Origin of the sequence: Affinundibacterium flavidum (assembly GCF_014284175.1) — a bacterium.
Lineage (GTDB): Bacteria > Pseudomonadota > Gammaproteobacteria > Burkholderiales > Burkholderiaceae_D > Undibacterium > Undibacterium flavidum.
The window spans coordinates 205627-227997 of the sequence record NZ_JACOGA010000011.1 but is presented as its reverse complement, the minus strand read 5'-3'; the positions used below and the strand labels follow the sequence as shown (position 1 = coordinate 227997).

21 protein-coding genes and 5 tRNA genes are annotated in these 22371 nt (G+C 44.0%); all 26 read right to left on the bottom strand.

Annotated elements, in window-relative coordinates:
- Positions 1 to 506: 506 nt before the first annotated feature.
- Positions 507 to 1403 (bottom strand): carboxylating nicotinate-nucleotide diphosphorylase, encoded by an 897-nt coding sequence (gene nadC / locus H8K55_RS13535; RefSeq protein WP_186942586.1) that lies wholly within the window; start codon positions 1401 to 1403, stop codon positions 507 to 509.
- Positions 1404 to 1405: 2 nt separating this feature from the next.
- A complete protein-coding gene (nadA, locus tag H8K55_RS13530; protein ID WP_186942585.1) occupies positions 1406 to 2539 on the bottom strand; it encodes a quinolinate synthase NadA in 1134 nt (377 codons plus the stop codon).
- Between the two features lie 371 nt (positions 2540 to 2910).
- Positions 2911 to 3429, bottom strand: a complete 519-nt coding sequence (locus H8K55_RS13525; protein WP_186942584.1) for a hypothetical protein — start codon at positions 3427 to 3429, stop codon at positions 2911 to 2913.
- A gap of 688 nt (positions 3430 to 4117) precedes the next feature.
- Entirely contained in the window at positions 4118 to 4930 is an 813-nt protein-coding gene (locus tag H8K55_RS13520; protein ID WP_186942583.1) for a hypothetical protein, read from the bottom strand.
- Positions 4931 to 5263 (bottom strand): hypothetical protein, encoded by a 333-nt coding sequence (locus H8K55_RS13515; protein ID WP_186942582.1) that lies wholly within the window; start codon positions 5261 to 5263, stop codon positions 4931 to 4933.
- Between the two features lie 256 nt (positions 5264 to 5519).
- Positions 5520 to 5717, bottom strand: coding sequence for a hypothetical protein (locus tag H8K55_RS13510; RefSeq protein WP_186942581.1), 198 nt, complete (start codon positions 5715 to 5717; stop codon positions 5520 to 5522).
- Positions 5717 to 5971 carry a helix-turn-helix transcriptional regulator gene (locus tag H8K55_RS13505; protein WP_186942580.1) on the bottom strand — a complete coding sequence of 85 codons (255 nt, stop codon included), beginning with the start codon at positions 5969 to 5971 and terminating at the stop codon, positions 5717 to 5719. The genes H8K55_RS13510 and H8K55_RS13505 overlap by 1 nt, the downstream gene beginning before the upstream one ends.
- Positions 5972 to 6068: 97 nt before the next feature.
- On the bottom strand, positions 6069 to 6626 hold the full coding sequence (locus H8K55_RS13500) for a hypothetical protein (protein ID WP_186942579.1): 558 nt from the start codon (positions 6624 to 6626) through the stop codon (positions 6069 to 6071).
- A complete protein-coding gene (locus H8K55_RS13495; RefSeq protein ID WP_186942578.1) occupies positions 6626 to 7849 on the bottom strand; it encodes a tyrosine-type recombinase/integrase in 1224 nt (407 codons plus the stop codon). Before H8K55_RS13495 ends, H8K55_RS13500 begins: the two co-directional genes overlap by 1 nt.
- A 186-nt stretch (positions 7850 to 8035) precedes the next feature.
- Positions 8036 to 8128 (bottom strand) — tRNA-Leu (locus H8K55_RS13490).
- Positions 8129 to 8198: 70 nt separating this feature from the next.
- Positions 8199 to 8272 (bottom strand) — tRNA-Cys (locus H8K55_RS13485).
- Between the two features lie 103 nt (positions 8273 to 8375).
- Positions 8376 to 8451 (bottom strand) — tRNA-Gly (locus tag H8K55_RS13480).
- A 36-nt stretch (positions 8452 to 8487) separates the two neighbouring features.
- A tRNA-Gly gene (locus tag H8K55_RS13475) sits at positions 8488 to 8563 on the bottom strand.
- Between the two features lie 40 nt (positions 8564 to 8603).
- Positions 8604 to 8679, bottom strand: a tRNA-Gly gene (locus H8K55_RS13470).
- 43 nt (positions 8680 to 8722) lie between these two features.
- On the bottom strand, positions 8723 to 9319 hold the full coding sequence (pgsA, locus tag H8K55_RS13465; protein ID WP_186942577.1) for a CDP-diacylglycerol--glycerol-3-phosphate 3-phosphatidyltransferase: 597 nt from the start codon (positions 9317 to 9319) through the stop codon (positions 8723 to 8725).
- 100 nt (positions 9320 to 9419) lie between these two features.
- Positions 9420 to 11312 (bottom strand): excinuclease ABC subunit UvrC, encoded by a 1893-nt coding sequence (uvrC, locus tag H8K55_RS13460; protein WP_186942576.1) that lies wholly within the window; start codon positions 11310 to 11312, stop codon positions 9420 to 9422.
- Positions 11305 to 11718, bottom strand: coding sequence for a holo-ACP synthase (gene acpS, locus H8K55_RS13455; protein ID WP_186942575.1), 414 nt, complete (start codon positions 11716 to 11718; stop codon positions 11305 to 11307). The genes uvrC and acpS overlap by 8 nt, the downstream gene beginning before the upstream one ends.
- Positions 11715 to 12473 (bottom strand): pyridoxine 5'-phosphate synthase, encoded by a 759-nt coding sequence (pdxJ, locus tag H8K55_RS13450; protein WP_186942574.1) that lies wholly within the window; start codon positions 12471 to 12473, stop codon positions 11715 to 11717. The genes acpS and pdxJ overlap by 4 nt, the downstream gene beginning before the upstream one ends.
- A complete protein-coding gene (recO, locus tag H8K55_RS13445; RefSeq protein ID WP_186942573.1) occupies positions 12470 to 13291 on the bottom strand; it encodes a DNA repair protein RecO in 822 nt (273 codons plus the stop codon). The genes pdxJ and recO overlap by 4 nt, the downstream gene beginning before the upstream one ends.
- Before the next feature lie 22 nt (positions 13292 to 13313).
- Positions 13314 to 14216: a GTPase Era gene (gene era, locus H8K55_RS13440; RefSeq protein WP_186942572.1), complete on the bottom strand. Its 903-nt coding sequence runs from the start codon at positions 14214 to 14216 to the stop codon at positions 13314 to 13316.
- Positions 14217 to 14222: 6 nt separating this feature from the next.
- Complete coding sequence (gene rnc / locus H8K55_RS13435; RefSeq protein WP_186942571.1) at positions 14223 to 15071, bottom strand: ribonuclease III; 849 nt, start codon at positions 15069 to 15071, stop codon at positions 14223 to 14225.
- A 9-nt stretch (positions 15072 to 15080) separates the two neighbouring features.
- Positions 15081 to 15479 (bottom strand): DUF4845 domain-containing protein, encoded by a 399-nt coding sequence (locus H8K55_RS13430; protein ID WP_186942570.1) that lies wholly within the window; start codon positions 15477 to 15479, stop codon positions 15081 to 15083.
- A gap of 15 nt (positions 15480 to 15494) precedes the next feature.
- The gene (gene lepB, locus H8K55_RS13425) at positions 15495 to 16391 is read right to left on the bottom strand and encodes a signal peptidase I (RefSeq protein ID WP_186942569.1); all 897 of its coding nucleotides are present in this window, start codon (positions 16389 to 16391) and stop codon (positions 15495 to 15497) included.
- Positions 16388 to 18181, bottom strand: coding sequence for a translation elongation factor 4 (gene lepA / locus H8K55_RS13420; RefSeq protein WP_186942568.1), 1794 nt, complete (start codon positions 18179 to 18181; stop codon positions 16388 to 16390). The genes lepB and lepA overlap by 4 nt, the downstream gene beginning before the upstream one ends.
- 199 nt (positions 18182 to 18380) lie before the next feature.
- The gene (gene truA, locus H8K55_RS13415; protein ID WP_186942567.1) at positions 18381 to 19199 is read right to left on the bottom strand and encodes a tRNA pseudouridine(38-40) synthase TruA; all 819 of its coding nucleotides are present in this window, start codon (positions 19197 to 19199) and stop codon (positions 18381 to 18383) included.
- 91 nt (positions 19200 to 19290) lie between these two features.
- Positions 19291 to 22092, bottom strand: a complete 2802-nt coding sequence (locus tag H8K55_RS13410) for a motility hub landmark protein FimV (protein ID WP_186942566.1) — start codon at positions 22090 to 22092, stop codon at positions 19291 to 19293.
- Positions 22093 to 22371: the final 279 nt, after the last annotated feature.

Here is a 22371-nt window from a genome sequence, read left to right as displayed (position 1 = left end):
GTCTTATCTTTACTTCTTGTGAACATTTGATATTTTTTAAGTTTCCTAACTACCGAAGTAGCTAGTCGCCTCATTATCAAGTGCCCACATTTATTGACTGTTAATTGTTAAAGATCTTATTCTTTTCTACTCAAACTCACCCGAAGGATTTTGTTTTTGCTACGAAGCGTTGTGTTCGTCAGCAGCAGAGAAACGAGATTATGCAGCACTTCTAAATTTCCGTCAACCCCCTGTTTTAACTACCGTTTAAATTTTAGTTTCTTCAACTTAATTTAAACATCAGGAAATCAACGCATTACCGCTTGCACACCTACTTATTTCAGCCCCGCATTTCTGCGGGAGGCGAACTATAGCAAGCATTACTTCTCTTTGGCAAGGTTTATTTGGATAAACTGAATAAATCGTTTTGATCCTTAACACCAACCATTACTTGCCGCAAAAAAATTCAACCACAAAAGAAAAATGCTCCGCAAACGGAGCATTTTAGACATTTGACTGCACTAAAACTATTCTTGAATCCTCAGAGAAAAATCCACCGACTTCACATCCTTAGTTAGCGCTCCAATAGAGATGCGATCAACACCAGTCTCAGCAATCGCACGAACCGTCGTCAAATCCACACCGCCAGAAGCCTCCAATAAAGCGCGGCCAGCATTAACGCCTACAGCTTCACGCATCATAGAAGTATCAAAATTATCCAGCAAAATTGAAGTTGCACCAGCATCCAAAGCCTGCTGCAATTGCTCCAATGACTCGACTTCTATCTGTACGCTAATTGGACGATCATATTTAGCAATGACCTTATTAGCATTCAACAACGAAGGAACAATGCCACCCGCCGCCGCAATATGATTCTCTTTAATCAGAATGCCATCATACAAAGCTAGGCGTTGATTTTTTCCACCACCAACACGTACTGCATATTTTTGAGCAAGACGCATACCTGGCAAGGTCTTGCGCGTATCCAAAATTGAAGCAGATGTTCCTTCAATTAATTTTACATAGCGACGGGCTGCGGTCGCTACACCCGACAAAAGCTGCATAAAATTAAGCGCGCTACGCTCAGCAGTTAATAAGCTACGTGCTGGCGCATGGATTTTACATACAATAGTGTTAGCACTCATTAAGGCACCCTCAGCATATTGCCAATCAATCACAATAGAACTATCAAGCGCAAACATTACCGCATCAAACCAAGGGGCACCGCAAAGCACAGCCTCTTCGCGCACAACGACATGTGCAATAACCTTCGCATCAGATGGCACCAACTCACCCGTCAAGTCACCACTACCAACATCCTCAAGCAAAGCAAGTTTGACGCTAGCATTCAACGCATTCGACAAATCCAAATCAGATGGAGCAAAAATATTTTTTAAATTTGTATTTTGAAAACTCATAGTCATCCTTACGCTGGGCCAATACCAGAAAATAATTTTCCATCTTGCGCCAAATCACCACTCGCTTTTACATTAGCCTTACGAGCCGCAGCAAAATCCAGCATCCTATCGATTGAGCGCTTCGCCTCTTTCCCAACAACAGGATCAACTTGAATTTGGTTCTCGCCAGTTTCCAACACGTGCAAGAGATTTCGCAAACCATTCATTGCCATCCATGGACAATGCGCACAACTCTTACAAGTCGCACTATTACCAGCCGTTGGTGCCACAATAAATTTTTTGCCGGGTGCAGCCATTTGCATTTTATGAAGAATACCGTTATCGGTTGCTACAATAAATTCTTGCGCATCCATAGTTTTCGCAGCATTGATTAATTGCGATGTAGACCCAACCACATCCGCTAAAGCCACAACTGCTGCAGGCGATTCCGGATGCACCAAAATTTTAGCTTCAGGATGAGACTCTTTCAGAATTTCTAATTCAATTCCTTTAAATTCGTCATGCACAAGACACGAACCCTGCCACAACAACATGTCAGCACCAGTTTGTTTTTGAATATAGCCACCTAAGTGCTTATCCGGTGCCCAAAGAATTTTTTTACCCTGCGCATGCAGATGCGCCACGATATCCAAACCCACACTAGAGGTCACCATCCAATCAGCTCGTGCCTTTACTGCCGCACTAGTATTCGCATAAACGACCACAGTACGATCAGGATGAGCATCACAAAAAGCCGCAAATTCTTCTGGATCACAGCCCAGATCCAAAGAACAGGTCGCATCCAAATCTGGCATCAAGATCGTCTTTTCAGGACTAAGGATTTTTGCAGTCTCCCCCATAAACTTAACACCAGCAACAATCAAAGTCTTCGCTGCATGATCGCGCCCAAAACGCGCCATTTCAAGAGAATCAGAAACGCAACCGCCCGTCTCTTCCGCCAGATCCTGCAAATCAGAATCAACATAATAATGCGCCACCAAGACGGCCTGCTTTTCTTTTAGCAGCTCAGCAATACGTTTTTTCAGCTGGATTTTTTCATCCAAACTCGGCGCATCAGGCACACGCGCCCACGCAGAAGCAGTACAACTGCTTCCAACATCCATCTGAGGACGCTCAAATTCAATAACTTTGGTCGCTTCCATTTCAAGTCTCAAAGTAAAAACCGCTAGTTTAACAGCAATAAAAAAACCCGCACTTCTCATGAAAGGCGGGTTTTCCTTTTTATTTCAAACAATCGTAGCCAATGCCACACAAGAATCTCACGAACACCGTCAAAAATCTGAGCTACCAAGGGATCATTGGCCACGCCCTAAAACAAAAACCCGCGTTCTCATATTGAGTAAGACGGGTTATTGGACTTCTTTGAACTACTTAAAACAAACTAATGGTGCCGAGGCCGGAATTGAAAATAGTCTGTAAACCATTTATCACAATGGGATTCTATTTTTCAATATTAGAAGATACCCCCAAAAATACCCCCTAATTAGATTTGCCGCTTATCACTATGAGCAACCTATTGCAATTCAATGATTATATTGTTGGCTATTGTTTCAAACTTCGCCCGTTCGCCTTGCGCCACTTGTTTGTCAATCGAGTCTAACGCAGTCATCCATTGTGCAATCAATGATTTTGGATTCATTTTCATCTCATTCGCTTTGAACGACGAGATAAATACTTTTGATTTATCCAAAATTTTTGGTTTATTTCTATTAATGCATTCTAGATGAAATGGCGTGGTAGGCGCTTTTTGGGCTGTTTCCGGAGACTTATTTGATAAGCGCGCCTTTGCGTCGTTTGCACTTTGTTTAGCCTCTAATGCCAGATCACTCAGTCGTTCTGTTGCCAGATAATTTTGATAGGCATTCCCACACTCGGACAATAGTGATTTTGTTTGCCTAATAAACTCTAACTGATTGTCTTTGATTTGATCTGAAGTTAATCTTTGATACGCATTTGATTCCATAGCACTTAAAGAAAATACAGAAACTATGATCACTGCTTGGACTTTAGCTCTCATTTTTAAATCGCTCATAGGTTGTCGGTTAATATTTGTTTATATTATGATAATGTATAAGGTTTTGCGCTCACAAACCAAAGTTGATGAATACAGCCCCATCCGAAGACTTCATTTTTTCTAGGACTTTGACTTTTTGGTTAAAGTAAGTCAGTCGTGACTTACTTATTCAAGACAACAACGAAAAAAAAAAAAGAATTCTTTCGTTGTTACCCTGCTTAGTTAAAGAAAGATGGGCTGATGGTTGTATTACCGTATATGTCATTTACGACTATGTAGCGGCAAGGACTTGCTTTTGTTCCGACATTGGTCACATGAGTAATTGTGTGACCTAAATCTATTGTCTGCTCAATTACTCCAACACTGAAATGTTCCGCGAGCTGCTCAAGTGAAATTGTTTGCATTGACTGTATTCCTTTCATGCAAGGTTATTAATAGGAAAGTAAGTGTACTTTATGTAAGCATTGTGTAAGCGTTTCAGTCGCATTACGTTTCAAAAAAATGAGGCAAAAACAACAATAAAACTATAGGATTGACCTGTTACAAAAATATAAGATTGACCTGTTACGCGACCTTTGCAGAAAAAGGGGCTTGCGTATCAAGTTTCGTAACAGGTCGCGAACCTGATAGGCAGTAGGGTTTGACTTGTTACCGGAATAATCGGGGATTCCATCCCCGAAAACGAGTACGTATCGACGAAACCATCTCAAAAAGTAGCTTTCTCCTTTCTCAAAATGTCTTCAATAATCTTAAGCTGTCGATGTGCAATTGTTCGGTCAATTACGACACCTGTAAGCTCACAATACTTGCGCGCGATTTCAGTAGCGGTTCCGTCGTCAGTCAACTGCTTGCAAACCCAAAGATTGCGCCTTCGATCCAGTGTTATTAGTGCGTCTTCAGGAGTAAAAGTTTTTGTACGCCTAACCTTACTTATTGCTTCTTGCAGAACATTGAAAACACGCTTTTGATTTACAGTGATTGCCAAGAGCTGAGTTCTTACCGGATGACTGCGAATCCAAAAACATTGACGCTGTTGTTCATCCGTCAGTCGCATTGATTTAACTATCTGCCAAGCTGGGCGTTTGCCACTGTAAAAAGCATAGTCAACTGCAGCGAAAACCTTTGAATCTGACACTTCAGTGAGAAGTGCCTTATATCGCTGATAGCTGATGTTTTTAGCGTGCTGTCTGTGATGACGGCGAAGCCAAAGCAGATCGTAATTGAACAGGTCATAGCGCTCCTCTACAGTAAGGTCTGCTTTTGCCGTCAATGTCGGATAATGCCATGCAAAGGGCGGCACACCTTGCCACACCAGCCCAGTTGCCAGCACATGAGTTGCTAGGCGCTTACGCTCTTCAAATGCGTTCTGAAAGCGAATAATCAATTCATTGCGATCCAATCTTTTAGCGGTGGCGGTCGCCTGTTGCACTTTGCCTGAATCGGCACGCTTGAGAATGTCGCTTGTGGATAAAAAAACCGCGCCCGACTCTGACGCGGTTAATGTGTGGCTGGAAGTCATTTAATGAACTTCAGTGGCGACTTTTGATTCCGGCAGTAGGTCTTCTAGCTCACAATCGAAACACGTCTCAAATAATGCATATTCAGGATGCAGCTCTTTAATGATGTCTAAAACGTTTTCTCCTTTTGTGCTGCCACGTTTGAGTGCAGTGCAAACCCGCTTGTGTGTCTCGCTGTCCTTATTTGGTGTTAGCTTTAAAATCTCACTTGCCGCCCAAAGTTCGCCTGTATGATTGATCGAGGCAAAAAGAATGGGCGTTGTTGTTCCGATAGTTTCAGACAACTTCCAAACAATCCTTTTTTCATGAGGATCTAACTTTGAAAATTCAATCATCTTTATTCCTTTCATTGCTGCATATCAAAGCAAAATGAACTTTGCTTGTGTCGTTGCTCTTGTTTTCGACTAAGAAAATTGGGCGATGCTCTTTGTCAGTGCAGAAGGTAATCGCATAATTTCCAAAGTCTTGATGCCAGAAAATGATGCCGCTGTATCGAAGTGCTGCCAACTCATGATCATTTAGCTTTGATCTGAGTGGCAGTAGTGGGTGAGTATCTGGCTCTATCTTCGGGCGGTCGGATCTGCTTTCCATTCAGCTTTCTGAATACCAGACGCCAGACAGTTCATCCTCTCGCTGATTTTTGTGTTCGGCAATGATAATTGGGCGCTTGTCTCTTGTCCCGTGATGAATAACGAACGCTCCCATGTCAATGGAGTATTCAATAATTGACTCTTCAATAGTTTGCTTTGTGATAACCGCATCAATGGCGCAAAAGTCTAATTTGAACATTATGCAGCCTCCTTTAGATTGGAGGGCTTGCGAGACTCGAGCCAATTCGTTATGTCTTTGCGTTTCCAGCCAACCGCCCTGACGCCGATTGCAACTGACATAGGAAACCGATTCTGAATCATCGCAGCATAGATACTTGATTTACTCAAACCGGTAAGTGCAATGACTAGAGGGAGGCGTAATATCTGTTCACAATTTGAATTTACGCCAGCATCACCAAAAGACAAATTTTTAGGATGTAATACTATCTTCATGTTTAAGAACTCCTTGTTAAGTATTAGGAGGTTCTAATTTTCGGCTTACATAGAAACAAAAAAAATCGAAATGAAATTTATTCGTTTCGACATAAACTCACCGCAAGACCAGTAACTCCTTTAACATAGGCTTAATAGTCTGATTGATTTTCTTATCTGAGTCACCATAGCTATCGTCATCCTTTCCAACAGCTTCCCGATATGCAATAAATGCAGCAAATTCAGCTTGTTTTAACACACTTCTAGAGGGCACTTCAGCAATTTCCATTTCCTCCCCTGTTAAAGAGTCGACCTCAATTCCGTATGTTGCTTTTCGAATGAATGATAGATATGCACGCACAACGGCTCTTTGAACATGCGCTGCCACCTTTTGACCGCCCGCTGATTTTTTCGTGCGCAAATAGAATGCCTCATCCAAAGTATCGATAGATGGATCTAGACTGCGTTCGAAACAATGCACAAGGTAACCAATTGCCTCACGTGAAAGAGTATTGGAACTCAATTGACGAGCAATAGTTTCGATAACAAATTTCGATTGCTCTTCTACTGTTTCCCCTTCCAAGTCACGCTGCACATCACCCATTACTATGTTCTTTATTCGCGCGAGTAATGATTTATCGTCCAAAGCTTCCTCAACAAGTTGAATGTCATCCATTACGCACACCCAATATGTATTACCTTAGCACCGAGCTTTAATTGCTCAAGGTAGTCCGCCCACGCTTGCATCATTAATGTCCGATCCTTAATGTATTTCGCTTTCTGATATACACCTTTCACACCCTGTGCCAAGTGCGACAGTTGCCGATCAATGGCATTTTCGTCCCCCCCCATCTCTGCGAGCATTGTCGCCGCTGTGTGTCTGAAACCATGCGGATGAATGATGTCGTTACCATAACCCAACGATTTCAAAGCTTGGTTTATAGTTATCTCTGAAAGAGGTCGTTTGCCATCACGTACACCAAACACATATTCCCCAGAACCTGTAAGCGGCAGCAATCCCCGCAGTAGGTCAACTACTTGCGTAGCCAAAGGTACAATATGATCAATTTTTGTCTTGGAACTAAAGTAACGCCATTGCTTCGCATCAAAATCGATGTCTGCCCATTTCGCCGTTCTTAACTCCATTGGTCGAGTGAAGACTAAAGGCAACATTCGTAATGCAGCCACTGTCACTGGTGCCCCACCATACCCCTCTATGTCTCGCATCAATTGCCCAAGCAACAAAGGATCAGTAATGTGTGAATAATTTTTTTGTACATGTGGCTCCAACGCACCCCGCAAATCTGCGGCAATGTCACGCTCAGCCTTCCCAGTTGCAATGGCGTAGCGCCAAAGCTGTCCCATTTGTTCTCGTACACGATTGGCAGTTTCCGTTACGGGCTTACCTTGCTTATTTTTTCTTGCAGCAATTCGTCGCAGACACTCAAGCAAATCGGGCGCTTTAATTTCCGCAATTGGTAGCCTACCCAGATATGGAATTAAATCGTTGTTTAAGTATGCAAGCGCCCTATTACTATGACTGGCAGACAAAGGTTTAATTTTCAAATCAAACCATTCACGCGCAACAGCTTCAAACGTATTCTCATTCAATACTTGAATTGCGGCCTCTGTAGCCTTTTTCTCTTCACTTGGATCTTTGCCAATCGCGAGCAATTTTCTAGCAGCGTCTCGCTGATTTCGCGCATCCTTAAGAGACACATCGGGATACGTTCCAAAAGCAAGCAACTTTTCCTTACCGTCAAAACGATACTTGAACCGCCACCGCTTCCCACCCTTACCGCTTGTAGGTGTAACCAAAAGAAATAGACCACCCTCGTCATACAGCTTAAAAGGCTTGTCACTTTGCTTTACATTTTTTACTGAGGTATCGGTTAGCATTTAGCGCCTCTTTGGGGGTATCTTTTTATAAGAGTTGTCGGGGTATGTAAATATACCCCCGATAATACCCCCACAATTCGCTGGATGTAAATGGACGCTAAAAACCTTTAGGCGACAAAAAACCCGCGTTCTCATAGTGAGTAAGGCGGGTTAATGGACTTCTTTGAACTACTTAAAACAAACTAATGGTGCCCGAGGCCGGAATTGAACCGGCACGCCCCTTTTACGGAAAGCGGCGGATTTTAAGTCCGATGTGTCTACCAGTTTCACCACTCGGGCACTCAACTTGCGTCTAGCGTTTGCTAGCTTGTTACTTGATGACAGTTCGAAACTTAACTATCAAAATTCTTGGAGGCGGGGGTCGGGATCGAACCGGCGTCTACGGCTTTGCAGGCCGCTGCATAACCACTTTGCTACCCCGCCAAGGGTTGCTATTTTGTCTGCGCATTATTTTTCAAACAATACTCAAGCAAAGAGCGGAACAACTTATGAACAAAAAAGGGAAGCTGTGCTTCCCTTCGGAATCTGGAGCGGGAAAAGAGTCTCGAACTCTCGACCTCAACCTTGGCAAGGTTGCGCTCTACCAACTGAGCTATTCCCGCATTGCACTACTTAACTACCATATCGAAGCAAGAAACTGGAGCGGGAGAAGAGTCTCGAACTCTCGACCTCAACCTTGGCAAGGTTGCGCTCTACCAACTGAGCTACTCCCGCATTAAATTTCTTACTACTACATTGCCACACCAAAAAAATTTGGAGCGGGAGAAGAGTCTCGAACTCTCGACCTCAACCTTGGCAAGGTTGCGCTCTACCAACTGAGCTACTCCCGCATTGCGACAACAGCCGTGCATTATATAGCACCTGCAAAAGTTGTCAAGAATTATGATCTAGAAGATTGCCAGCTTTTTCTTTTATTAGTGGCCATGCCTTCTGCAAATAATAAAACATCGACCACACGGTCAATACAGCTGCCACTAACAGCAATAGCCTGCCCCACAAAATCGTATCGATCACGCCAAACAGATCACCATAAAAAAGTAGCATGGGGATCGCAAGCATTTGGGCTGCTGTTTTAATCTTGCCCAATGAGCTAACTGCCACCGACTTTGATGCGCCTAATTGCGCCATCCACTCGCGCAAAGCCGAAATAGTGATTTCGCGTCCAATGATAATAAACGCGATCACCGCATTTACACGATTCCACTCTACTAAAACTAACAAAGCACCAGCGACCATTAATTTATCTGCGACCGGATCAAGAAAGGCGCCAAAGGCGGAAGTTTGATTCCAACGCCTGGCTAGAAATCCATCAAACCAATCTGTTACAGCGGCTACGATGAAAATGAGAGTCGATGCCACATTTTTTTCAAATGGACTCAACATAGAGTCGGGCAAATAAAAGACTCCGACTACCAGAGGAATCAGGGCAACCCGCAACCAGGTCAATAAGATAGGGAAATTAAAAGGCATGTTGATGGATTGATTGAGAATTTATTGCATTATATTTTGCCTGAGGTACACACATGCAAATAATTTCAAAATTCATCTTGGAAAGCAACGAAACCGCAAACTATCGAAGGCGCTGATAAATTTCCTCAGCCAATGCGCGAGATATTCCCTCTACGGCCATCAAATCTTCGACGCTGGCATCTTCTACGCCTTTAATTCCACCGAAACGGGTGAGCAGTCTTTGACGTCGCTTAGGCCCAACCCCATCAATTTCTTCCAATTTTGAAGACTGCCTAGCCTTCGCTCGTTTTGCTCGCATACCGGTAATCGCGAATCGATGAGCCTCATCCCTGATCTGAGCGATCAGCATCAAGGCTGCAGATTCTTTTCCCAATTCCTTGGATGGACGCCCATCAACGAACACCAAAGTTTCCAAACCCACTTTGCGTCCCTCGCCTTTTGCGACGCCGACAATTAAGCTGGTATCAAGTCCAAGCTCAACAAAAACCTGACGTGCGACTTCAACCTGACCTTTTCCTCCATCGATCAAGATCATGTCTGGCATCACAGCTTGAATATCCGGAACTTCATCGTTGGTGATCGCAAATTTTTCGAAACGGCGATAAATCACTTGCCGCATTGCTGCATAGTCATCACCAGGTGTAATGTCATTGATATTAAAACGACGATATTCACCATTTTGCATAGCATGGTGATGAAAGACCACGCAAGATGCCTGAGTGGCTTCGCCTTGGGTATGACTGATATCGAAGCACTCAACCCTAAATTGCTCCATATCGACCACATCAAGCTCCAATGCATCGATTAAGGCTTTCGTACGCAACTGCTGCGCGCCTTGCTCTGACAACGCCCTAGCCAGTGCCAAACGCGCGCCTTTTTCCGCCATCTCTAGCCAAGCACGCTTCGTCTCTTGCGGTTGAAAACTGAGGTAAATCTTGTGCCTACATTGCTCCATCAAAGCCAGCATCAATTCTGGAGCGTCAATTTCAACATTTAAGATAATTTGGCTAGGAATAAATTGATCAATATAGTGCTGCGCAATGAAGGCGATCATGACTTCTTTTTCTATCTCTTCATTCAGTGCAGCTTGCGCCAACTCTATATGACTTGGGAAGTAAGATCGATCGCCCAAGTGACGCCCTCCTCTTACCATCGCCAAATTGACGCAGGCACGCCCTCCTTCTAAGACAACGGCAACGATATCAATATCCGCGTCGCCGGCCAGCTCCATACTTTGTTGATGCAATACTTTTGATAAAGCTGACATTTGATTACGTACCACAGCAGCTTTTTCGAATTCTAGATTCTGGGCAAACGTCAACATTTTTTGCTCTAATTTGGCCAATACTTCTGACTGCCTGCCTCGCAGAAAATCAGAAGCATCGGCTACGTCAGACTGATAGTCCTGAGAGGAAATAAAATCGACACAGGGAGCGCTACAACGCTGAATTTGATGCAGTAAGCATGGACGAGTACGATTCGCGAATACACTATCCTCGCAGCTACGCAATAAAAAAATTTTCTGCAGCAACTGCATAGATTCTTTGACTGCCCAAGCAGATGGAAAAGGACCAAAGTATTGATGCTTTTTATCGATCGCGCCACGGAAATAGGTCATACGCGGCGTCTTTTCTTGCGTGATTTTCAAATAAGGATAGGACTTATCGTCACGAAATAAAATGTTGTAGCGCGGCTTTAAGGCTTTGATCAGATTATTTTCTAATATCAGTGCCTCGGCTTCGCTGCGTGTAACCGTGGTTTCGAGGCGCGCAATTTTTGCCACCATCATGGCAATGCGTGGACTACTTAGATTTTTTTGAAAATAACTAGAAACACGTTTTTTTAAATCACGTGCTTTCCCAACATATAAAACTTGATCATTGGCATCGAAATAGCGATAAACGCCAGGAAGATTGGGAAGCGCAGCAACCAGCTCCAATACTGCAACCGGTGTTGCATCCGGCGTTGCATCCGGATCATTCCCCTTACTCATGAGGGTCACCTGCAATTTGTTGCTCAACAATGACATAGGCGATTGCAAATTCGTCTTCATCGGACATTGACAAATGCGCTGTCAAATTACGTGCCAACATCCATTCGGCTAACTCACCTTGCCAACATAATTGAGGTCTGCCAATGTCATCGCTCAAAATTTGCAATGAATGCCAATTCATAGGGTGACGCACACCGAGCCCGATCGCCTTGGAAAATGCTTCTTTAGCTGCAAATCGCGTCGATAAAAATAAGACAGCGCGACGTAATGACTGTGCAGCACGTTGCTGATAAACCAGTTGCTCATCTGGCCCTAGAATCTTTGCCGCAAATCGTTGTGGATGGCGCATCAATGCCGCGTGAATACGCGAAATTTTGACGATATCAGTGCCAACTCCAAAAATCATTTCGCGCCCAGTCTTGCTTTCACCATCAAGGCTTTCATATCCGCAATCGCTTTTTGCCAGCCAACAAAGATGGCTTGCGCCACGATGGCATGACCGATGTTCAGTTCTGAAATTCCGCGAATGGCGGCGATTGCCTGCGTATTTGTGTAATGCAAACCATGCCCAGCGTTCACCTTTAAACCTAAGCTCAAAGCAAAATCAACGCCTTCTGCAATTCTTGCCAATTCTCGTTGTTGTTCATCAGCATTCGTCGCATCGGCATAACGCCCGGTATGCAATTCTATGACCGGAGCACCAAGATCTTTCGCCGCCTGAATTTGTTGGCGGTCCGCATCGATAAACAAACTTACGCGAATATTTTCTCGCTGCAATTGCTTGGTCGCAGCTTCTACTTGCGTATAAAATCGCACTACGTCCAAGCCCCCTTCTGTAGTTACCTCTTCACGACGCTCTGGCACCAGACACGCGTCATGTGGCTTAATTCGACAGGCAAAATCGATCATTTCCTGCGTCACTGCAGCTTCCAAATTCATACGCGTCAATAGGCGCGGGCGAATTTCTTCGACATCGCGATCTTTGATGTGACGTCTATCTTCACGCAAATGCAAAGTTATACAGTCTGCACCCGCCTCTTCCGCCAACAATGCGGCCTTTAATGGTTCGGGATAAATAGTGCCCCGCGCATTTCTCACTGTCGCAACATGATCAATATTGATACCGAGATCGATGCATTGTGTTTGTCCGTGTATGTTCATAATTTTTGTAGATCAATTAAAATTTGACGAGTATTGAGTGGCGCTCCATGCAAGTGGAAACTGAGTAAGAAACGCATCAGTTGCTTGCTTTGAACCTGTGTCTGTGGATCGATATAACTCCCAATCGACATATCCAACAAAGTCTTGCCACTCACTTGTGGCACGCTTTCCGCCAGTCCCGCAAGGCGCACACCAATACCTGGCTCCAACACGTAGACTTCATCAGCTTGGATGCGACCACGAGAGCTAGCGCAATACGTCAGATCTCCGAGCAAGCCCGCTTGTTGTAAAAGTATAAGCTCAAATTTGCGTAAGACAATAGCCGCCGATTCATTATGCGCCAGTTGATTTAAGCTTGATACATACAGATCAAACAATGTCGCATTTGCTTCGTCTCGCAGCAAAAATTTGACTAACAATTCATTCAAATAAAAGCCGCACAGCAAAGCAGATTTTTCTAAAGGGAGCATACCGCCTACCCATTCGGCTGCGGTCAAAGTTCGGACTTCGGATTTACCTGTCCATGAAATATTTAAGGGTTGAAAAGTCTGTAGTACGCTGCGCAGTGCTGAGGTTGGCCGTTTGGCGCCTTTTGCCACCAAAGATAAGCGGCCAAATTCCCGACTAAACACATCGACAATCAAACTAGTCTCTTTGTAAGGATAGGAGTGTAGAACAAAGCCCGGTTGATGCAAAATACGGACTTCTTTAGATGAGCGTTTGGGGGAACTAAAAGCAAGCGTGCTACTTACGCTAGATTCATTCGTGCGCGCTCTACGCTTAGGCAGCGCTAGCGCAGAATTCGGATCTTTATCCAATCAGACTCCTGCTGCACGCAATTTATTCATAGCCGTAGGCACGCAAGCCAGCTTCATTATCTGCCCAACCAGATTTTACCTTTACCCAAATTTCCAAATAAACTGGACCGCCAAAAAGCTTTTCCATATCTTGTCGAGATTGCGTAGAGATATCTTTAAGGCGCGCGCCTTTATTACCAATTACCATGGACTTGTGACCATCACGATCAACCAAAATCGCAACGAATACGCGACGCAAATTACCTTCTTGTTCAAACTTTTCAATCAACACGGTACTCGTGTATGGCAATTCGTCACCGACAAACCGGAATAATTTTTCGCGAACAATTTCTGTCGCTAAGAATTTTTCGCTGCGGTCAGTAATATCATCCTCTCCGAACACAGGTGGATTCAGCGGCAAATATTTTCGAGTTTCACGCTCTAAATTATCTAATTGAAACTTCAATGTCGCCGATACTGGCACCACGGCCGCAAACGGAAATAAAGACATTATTTTTTGCGCAAAAGGCATCAAGATTGCTTTGTCTTTGACGCGATCAGATTTATTGATTACCAAGATGCATGGAACATTTTTCGGCAACAAATCGATGACTTGTTGATCTGCCTGCCCAAACGTGCCTGCTTCAATAATATAGAGAATGACGTCTGACGCCATTAACGTATTTGTCACCGTGCGATTGAGCGTCCGGTTCAGCGGATTCGAATGACGCGTCTGAAAACCCGGGGTATCGACATAGACATACTGTGTCTGATCTTTAGTCTGGATTCCAGTAATGCGATGACGTGTAGTCTGTGCTTTGCGTGATGTAATGCTGACTTTTGCACCAATCAAGGCATTCATCAGAGTCGATTTGCCGACATTAGGACGGCCAACAATCGCGATATAACCGCAACGATACTCTGAGTTTTCTAACATATCATTCATCTTTATTTACTTTTGTGTAGTCTCTGGTAGGGATACATCCAAAGAGAGCTGCTCGTCACTGACATCAGGTGAATGAAAAGATTTCGCTTCACTGGCCTTGGCGGTGGATTGAATCGTCGCAATTCCGGCCAATTTTAATTGCGAAGTACGCGACTTAGTTTTTTTACTATTGGGTGTTTTTGACAGCAGCTTCACTGCCGTTTCCAACGCCAATTTCGCCGCAGCTTGTTCACCAGCGCGACGACTTCCACCGGTACCGAATACCTGAATTTCCAATTTAGGTACCAAACACTCGATTTCAAATTCTTGGTTATGAGCCGCGCCGTGCGTTGCCACAACATTGTATAGAGGTAAAGCGATTTTCTTACTTTGCAAAAACTCCTGCAATAAAGTCTTCGCATCTTTACCCAAGGTAGTCGGATCTACCGACGTTAAGATTGGCTCGTACAGAGATTGAATTACTTTTTTTGCGGCATCAAAACCAGCATCCAAGTAAATGGCTCCAAATAACGCTTCGAGCGTATCAGCCAAGATAGAAGGACGACGGAAACCACCCGACTTTAATTCCCCTTCACCTAAACGCAAGAATTGAGAAAGCTCCATTTTTTGAGCGATTTCAAACAGCGATTGCTGCTTCACCAGATTTGCACGAACGCGCGACAAATCTCCTTCATCAATACTTTCAAAAGTATCAAACAAAATGGAGGCAACCACACAATTCAGTATGGAATCACCGAGGAATTCCAAGCGTTCATTGTGTGAGACACTATGACTTCGGTGCGTCAATGCTTGCTGCAGAAGTGCAACATCATTAAATTGGTGCCCCAAACGCTTTTGCAGCAACTGTTCGTTCATAAATCCGACTTATTCCTGTTTCTTTTTAACTGTTGGGCTTTTTGCAGTACTTCCCTCATATTCGAGTAATAGACTCGCAGGCCCAAACAACGGAATTTTCTTTGTATAAGCAAAGCCAACTTCAAGCCCTGTTTCAGTCTTTTCTATAATCAAATCATTTCCTGCAACCGAAGTGATATATCCAACATCAGCCTGCCTATTGAAGGCTTGCTGAATTTCTTTTGCTGAATTTCCACCTGCCAATTTTGCCGTTTGAATAGCTTTCTTAATCGATACATATTCAATTACAGTCGGCGCAACTTTTGAGGCTAGCACCACCACTAATGACAGCAGACCTAATACAAAAATCAATCCAATCAAGGACATACCACGATTCTTATTTGCTAAAAACTGACGATGTGCACGCATAATCTCTCTCCAATATTATTGAAAACTGCCAATTCTCTTCAAATCACCAAAGTTCATCCAAATGAAAAAAGCTTTCCCTACAATATTTTGATCGGGAACAAAGCCCCAATAACGACTATCTTGGCTGTTATCGCGATTATCGCCCATCATAAAATAATACCCCGCAGGCACTTTGCAACTAACACCTTCTGCATCATATATGCATCGATCTGCATGCGGAAAATCTGCCTCCCCAAACAAGTAAATACCCGCAGGTCTATCCTCATCGTTTAAGACTCTATGCGTGAAGCTGCCAGATTTTTCATTAAATTGCTTGGAGTAACTTAATTGACTTCCATCATGCAGAAAATCTGGGAGGCTTTCATAATGACTAACGATTCCATTCACCGTCAACTTCTTGTTCTTATAAATTACCGTATCACCTGGAACACCGACGATTCGTTTAATATAGTTCTGGGTAGGATCTTTCGGGAACTTGAAGACCATCACTTCACCACGTTGCGGTTCATTGATAGAGATAATTTTCTTGTCTATTATCGGCAGTCGAATCCCGTAGGTAAATTTATTTACCAGAATAAAATCACCAATAAACAACGTTGGCAACATTGATCCGGATGGGATCTTAAATGGTTCAAATAAGAATGACCGGAGCACGAACACAAGGGCAATGACAGGAAAAAAGCTTCCTGAGTACTCAACCCAAGCTGGCTGCCTCAGCAACTGTGCTTCCAGGGCCGCTCGTGCACCTTGATCTGGATGTGCTTTTTGGTCAAATTCTTTCAAAGCCTGCTGTGCATTAGCTTGACGTTTAGGCGCCAAAACGAACCGATCCAATGCCCAAATTAGACCAGTAACAGCAAGAAGAATAAAAAGAATCAGGGCGAAATTACCTATCAAAGATTGCAAACTCATTTTTCTTCCACTTGTAAAATTGCCAAAAATGCTTCTTGCGGGATTTCTACTGAGCCAACTTGTTTCATGCGCTTCTTACCAGCTTTTTGTTTTTCCAACAATTTACGCTTACGGCTAATATCACCACCGTAACATTTCGCCAAAACGTTCTTACGCAGAGCTTTAACGTTTTCACGAGAAATAATGTTCGCGCCAATCGCCGCTTGAATCGCTACATCGAACATTTGGCGTGGAATTAATTCACGCATTTTCGCAGCAACGGCACGACCACGATAATGCGCATTAGCACGATGGACAATAATCGCGAGCGCATCAACTTTTTCGCTATTAATGAGCATATCTACTTTGACTACGTCTGCAGCGCGATACTCTTTGAATTCATAATCCATAGACGCATAACCACGCGAAGTCGACTTCAATCGATCAAAGAAGTCCAAAACAATCTCCGCCATTGGCATTTCGTAAGTCAGTTTGACCTGACGACCATGGTAGTTCATATCAAGCTGTACGCCTCGCTTCGACGTACACAGGGTAATAACAGATCCCACATACTCCTGCGGCATATAGAGATTCACTGTGACGATAGGCTCACGTATTTCTTCAATTTTGGATGGATCAGGCATCTTAGATGGATTATCCACCATCAAAATAGTACCGTCTCCCATGATCACTTCATAAATAACCGTCGGCGCAGTCGTGATGAGATCCATATCGAATTCTCGTTCCAGGCGCTCCTGCACAATTTCCATATGCAACAAACCTAAGAAACCACAACGGAACCCAAAACCCAAAGCTTGGGAAACTTCAGGTTCGTACATCAACGCAGCATCATTTAATTTCAATTTTTCAAGTGAATCGCGCAACGCGTCGTACTGGTTTGCTTCTACTGGGAACAGGCCTGCAAATACTTGTGGCTGCACCTCTTTAAAACCAGGCAATGGCTCTTTTGCAGGGCGAGAAACTGTCGTAATCGTGTCTCCGACTTTCGCTGCCTTCAGTTCTTTGATGCCAGCGATAATAAATCCCACCTGACCAGCCGACAATTCTGTCCGACTCAAGGATTTTGGCGTAAAGACACCAACACTTTCCACCAAATGTTGCGCTTCGGTTGCCATGAAAAGAATTTTTTCTTTCGGGCGCAATGTGCCATTGACGATACGCACCAACATGACCACACCGACATAATTATCAAACCACGAATCGATAATCAAGGCTTGCAAAGGCGCTTCTGGATCGCCTTTTGGTGGCGGAACTTTGACAATCAAAGACTCCAAAATATCCCTGACACCCAAGCCTGTTTTTGCGGAACAGTGCACAGCGTCAGTAGCATCAATGCCAATCACTTCTTCAATTTCGCTGATCGCGTTTTCCGGATCCGCAGAAGGTAAATCGATTTTGTTCAAGACCGGCACAACTTCCACACCCAAATCAATCGCGGTATAACAATTTGCCACGGTTTGCGCTTCGACACCTTGAGAAGCGTCAACCACCAACAAAGCCCCCTCACATGCGGATAAGGAGCGGCTAACTTCATAACTAAAATCAACGTGACCTGGCGTATCAATCAGATTTAAATTATATATCTGACCATCTAATGCTTTATAGTTCAAGGCTGCCGTCTGCGCCTTGATCGTAATACCGCGTTCACGCTCAATATCCATAGAGTCTAGAACTTGCGCCTCCATTTCGCGATCGGACAAACCACCACACAATTGGATAATACGATCCGCCAAGGTAGATTTGCCATGGTCAATATGGGCAATGATAGAAAAATTACGAATATTATTCATTAGATATACTAAAACCGATTACAAAAAAGGCGCCTACAACCGGGCAAATTCCCAGGCGAGCGCCTCATATTTGGGTTATGCAAAAACGACATTTTACCGGATTTCACCTCTGGCTGTCCTAAATTCCTTCAAGCAATACCAAAAACACACCAAATTGACCACTATCAGCAATCATCCCATAGGCGATTCACAAGCGAGACTAAAAATTAATACTATACGGAAGGTTTTCATTCACTGCTTTTGGCAAATCCCATTGATCTTCATAATCGATCTTTGCTAAGTACAAACCATCGGGCATGAAAGTTGGCGCGGACAAACTTCTATCTTTAGCCAACATCAAACTTGCTATCCAAGCGGGATCACGTTTTCCCATCCCCACGAATATCAAAGAACCAACAATATTTCTTACCATATGATGCAAGAAAGCGTTTGCTCTCAAGCTGAACACAATTAACTCGCCTTGCTGTCTGATCTTAACCTCGTACATATGCTTCACCGGTGTTTTCGCCTGGCAACCGGCGGCTCTAAAAACTGTAAAATCATGCTCACCGATCAGGTAACTTGCAGCTTCTTGCATTGCCTCAACTTGCAAAGGCCTGAAAAACCAACCCGCACGATTAGCCCACAATGGTGATCTGATCTTTGCATTGTAGAGCAAGTAATGATAGGTGCGGGAATATGCACTAAAGCGTGCGTGAAAGGCATTTTGATCTTGTTCGTCTAGCGATATTTGCTTTGCCCAACGAACTGCTATGTCGGCTGGTAAAAATGCATTTACCCCATTTACCCAAGAATACATCTCGCGATTGAGGTCAGTGTCAAAATGGACTACTTGTTCGAGCGCATGCACGCCAGCATCGGTTCGACCAGCACAAACGGTTTGAATTGGATGCTTCGCAAACTTGTTTAGCGCCAACTCCAAGGTATCTTGCACCGTATTACCATTTGGCTGTGTTTGCCAGCCTTGATAGTGGGTGCCTTGATACTCAACTCCCAAGATAACTCGATTTAAGGTCATTTCACATCATTCAGCATCAACAATTACTGCAAACAAAAATAAAAATGGGCGCAGCAAATTGCAGCGCCCATTTAGCCTGACAAGCTAGATTTTACCCCAATTGCTCAAGCATCTTCCTTGCTTTCTCGATTTGTTCGTTTGAACCGCCCTTAATCACCTCATCAAGCAATTCACGTGCGCCTTCTTTATCGCCGATCTCTCTATAAGCAACTGCCAGATCTAACTTAGTTGCCATTTCCGCGTTGTACGGCGAAATTTCTTCAACATCTGCCGGCGCTGATTCGGTCGAAGAAGCGTTTGCAGACTCTTCCACGTCCAAACCAAAATTCAACTCAACTTCATCATTCGCTAACAAGGGAGCTTCGACAACTGATGGAGGTTCATCATCACCCATATCAAAGTCCAGTGAGCCAATATCGAATTCATCCTCAACCACTGGCGGAACACTTGTCTCTACACCTTGCGTAGCGAGCTCAGTTGCAGCAACGTCCGGCACAACTGCCGCACCTTCTTTTTTCTCATCTGTGCCCAAATCAAAGTCTATCGAGCCAAAATCAATGGTTGGCATAGGCTCTTCTTGCACTGGCTTAATAGAACTAACCACATCCATTTCCGGAAGAGTTAAGGGAAATTCCTCTTGTTCCTCTGTTTTCTCCGAAATATCCAAATCGAAATCTAAGCCATCATCAAGTGAAAAATCAGCTTGTGGCGTCAAGCCCGTTTCAGTTTTTTGTTTTTCCGAGCTTCCAAAAGTATCATCTGACATAGCTGAGGCAGTGTCGATAATGCTTATCGAATCCAACATATCCTCTGAAAGCGAATTTTCTAACAAGGCTTCCGGATCTAAATCTTCCAAAGGCTGAGTTGGTTGCCCCAATCCACCGCCAGCAAAGGCTTCAACTTGAGCACTTGCTCCAGCATATAAAGGATTATTTGGATCAAGAGAAATACCCATGGAAGCAGCTTGCCCCCACTCTTCGCCCTCGCCGCGCGTCATTCCATATAACTCACCAGCAAACAATTCAAACGAACGCAAATCTTTACGTCCAAAATAGATCTCCAACAGTTTCAGGCGCACAGCATGGCGATCGGGTTGTGTCCGCAAAGCTTCTTTCAAGATCTCTTCAGCTTGCGAATCGCGACCATAGGCAATATACACGTCTGCTTCCGCAACAGGATCAACCTCATTCGCATCTAATTGGCTAGCCGATGGGGCGAAATTTGAGTTAAAGACACTATTATTGGTATCAACACTTTGACCGCCAGTTGAACCAAACATCGAGTTTGCCTTCAAGCTAGAGCCCGTCAAAATACTATCTTCGAATTGATGTGATACTTTTTTCTTGCGTGAAGAATACACACCGATGGCGCCACCAATTGCGGCTAACAATCCAGCCGCAATCAGATACTTAGAGTCAAACCAACTAGACTCCTCTTCTATCGGTGCAGGCGGTGGTGGTGGTCGTTTCGGTTTAGAAGCACTGGCCACGCTCGCTGCACTCGCAGCCTCAACACTTGCCGAGGCTGAGGCTTTTACACTCGCCGAAGCCATTTCTGCCTTTGGCGTACTTGCACTTGCCACAGTAGGAGTAGAAGCTGATGCAGATGCTGAAACACTTGCCACTGCAGATGCAACAGTAGGCTTAGACGCGACTGGAGCCTCAACAGGCTTAAGAACAACTTTCGACGCCGCCGCACTGGCACTTGCTACAGGAGTTTGTGCGGCTGCACTCTTAGCGGGCATCGCCAAAAGTTTATTCATCTCACTGGCATTTCTTTCTAATTCTTTTATTCTCGCATTCGCTTCTGCTAAGGCTTTGTCTTTTGCAATTCTATCTTCTTCAGTTAAGCCTTTAGCTGGGGATTTTTTTGCGTTCGCATCTGCCACTTTGGAAAGTTTCAACTTATCCAGTGACTCGTTGGCCGCCGTTGGAACTTCCTTAACTTTTGCAGTAATCGCACCGCTAGCAGCTTGTTTTTTTTGAGCAACAGATTCAGATGGGGCGGTTAACACTTGACCGGCCAATTTATTGCGATAAGCGTTAAAGTTGGCTGAATGTGTTTGCACCACTGCGTGCGCATCACTGCCAGCACTCGTTCTGGCAGTTTCCGCATCAGGTATCGTCAAGATTTGACCCGCCTTCAGGCGATTCATATTGTCGCCAACAAACGCCTGCGGATTTGCACGATAGATACTTACCAGCATCTGATCCAAAGAAACGCCGCTAAGATTAGCGGATGCAATTCGCATCAATGTATCTCCAGGTCTTACCTGGTATTGACGACCTTCACTGTTTGCAGTATTTGTCGCAGCAGGGCTTTTTTCTGGCGAACGTTTACTTGCCTTTACCTCAGCATTAGTAGCTGTGATTTTCGGTTTTGATTCTTGTTGTAGTGCTTGCGTTTGAATTACCTGCTTTACCGCAGCTACACTTGGATTAGCGATTTGTGCCGATTGACTATTAGCCAACTCTGCAGGATCGAGTAAGAATGTATATTCACGAACTAACTTACCGTTACTTGCGTTCATTTCCAGTAGGAAATCAACCCAAGGCTCGTTCATAGCCTGAGTCGAAGTAACGCGAATAATATAAGAACTGCCACGTTGCTCTACCGCAAATCTCAAGGACAACAATGCTGGATTAAACTCAATATTCGCTTGTCGAAAGGCTTCGATTGAAGCAATTTTCGGCACTAAAGAATTAATTTCTTCTTTATTTGGTGAAGTCAGTTCAATCTCAGCTCTTAAGGGCTGACCAAGCGACGAGAGCACTGTTAGTTTACCTAGCCCAGTCGCATATGCATTTGAGAAGACAAGTAAGGAAGATAAGGCGGCGGCTTTCAGCACGTTACGTCCCAAAAAACTTATCGGTAAGCGTTTGTAATTATGCATTTTTAGAACATTTCCTGGGAAATTTAGTCAATACAATTTTCGCAACACATCGATGGAAAATTGCACAAACGAAAGGTATGTTAATCCAAGATAACATTACCCAACTTGTCGCGCAAGCTTAACGTGAATTCTAGATATGGTAAATACATTAAGAGCCGAAATATGACTTTCACAGTCATTTCGTTGTTACCACTAGACAATTTCTTCGATTCACAAATGAATAGATAAAAAAAAGGAATGAAATTCATTCCTTTTTTTATTATCGATCCATTTAAATAG

Excerpts from the sequence above, each read along its gene's own strand:
- H8K55_RS13495 (WP_186942578.1), bottom strand. The coding sequence starts at position 7,849 with ATGCTAACCGATACCTCAGTAAAAAATGTAAAGCAAAGTGACAAGCCT.
- uvrC (WP_186942576.1), bottom strand. The coding sequence starts at position 11,312 with ATGAGTAAGGGGAATGATCCGGATGCAACGCCGGATGCAACACCGGTT.
- rnc (WP_186942571.1), bottom strand. The coding sequence starts at position 15,071 with ATGAACGAACAGTTGCTGCAAAAGCGTTTGGGGCACCAATTTAATGAT.
- lepB (WP_186942569.1), bottom strand. The coding sequence starts at position 16,391 with ATGAGTTTGCAATCTTTGATAGGTAATTTCGCCCTGATTCTTTTTATT.
- acpS (WP_186942575.1), bottom strand. The coding sequence starts at position 11,718 with ATGATTTTTGGAGTTGGCACTGATATCGTCAAAATTTCGCGTATTCAC.
- pgsA (WP_186942577.1), bottom strand. The coding sequence starts at position 9,319 with ATGCCTTTTAATTTCCCTATCTTATTGACCTGGTTGCGGGTTGCCCTG.
- H8K55_RS13505 (WP_186942580.1), bottom strand. The coding sequence starts at position 5,971 with ATGAAGATAGTATTACATCCTAAAAATTTGTCTTTTGGTGATGCTGGC.
- H8K55_RS13430 (WP_186942570.1), bottom strand. The coding sequence starts at position 15,479 with ATGCGTGCACATCGTCAGTTTTTAGCAAATAAGAATCGTGGTATGTCC.
- H8K55_RS13510 (WP_186942581.1), bottom strand. The coding sequence starts at position 5,717 with ATGTTCAAATTAGACTTTTGCGCCATTGATGCGGTTATCACAAAGCAA.
- nadC (WP_186942586.1), bottom strand. The coding sequence starts at position 1,403 with ATGACTATGAGTTTTCAAAATACAAATTTAAAAAATATTTTTGCTCCA.
- H8K55_RS13520 (WP_186942583.1), bottom strand. The coding sequence starts at position 4,930 with ATGACTTCCAGCCACACATTAACCGCGTCAGAGTCGGGCGCGGTTTTT.
- H8K55_RS13500 (WP_186942579.1), bottom strand. The coding sequence starts at position 6,626 with ATGGATGACATTCAACTTGTTGAGGAAGCTTTGGACGATAAATCATTA.
- H8K55_RS13525 (WP_186942584.1), bottom strand. The coding sequence starts at position 3,429 with ATGAGCGATTTAAAAATGAGAGCTAAAGTCCAAGCAGTGATCATAGTT.
- pdxJ (WP_186942574.1), bottom strand. The coding sequence starts at position 12,473 with ATGAACATACACGGACAAACACAATGCATCGATCTCGGTATCAATATT.
- nadA (WP_186942585.1), bottom strand. The coding sequence starts at position 2,539 with ATGGAAGCGACCAAAGTTATTGAATTTGAGCGTCCTCAGATGGATGTT.
- H8K55_RS13515 (WP_186942582.1), bottom strand. The coding sequence starts at position 5,263 with ATGATTGAATTTTCAAAGTTAGATCCTCATGAAAAAAGGATTGTTTGG.
- era (WP_186942572.1), bottom strand. The coding sequence starts at position 14,216 with ATGAATGATATGTTAGAAAACTCAGAGTATCGTTGCGGTTATATCGCG.
- H8K55_RS13410 (WP_186942566.1), bottom strand. The coding sequence starts at position 22,092 with ATGCATAATTACAAACGCTTACCGATAAGTTTTTTGGGACGTAACGTG.
- lepA (WP_186942568.1), bottom strand. The coding sequence starts at position 18,181 with ATGAATAATATTCGTAATTTTTCTATCATTGCCCATATTGACCATGGC.
- truA (WP_186942567.1), bottom strand. The coding sequence starts at position 19,199 with ATGACCTTAAATCGAGTTATCTTGGGAGTTGAGTATCAAGGCACCCAC.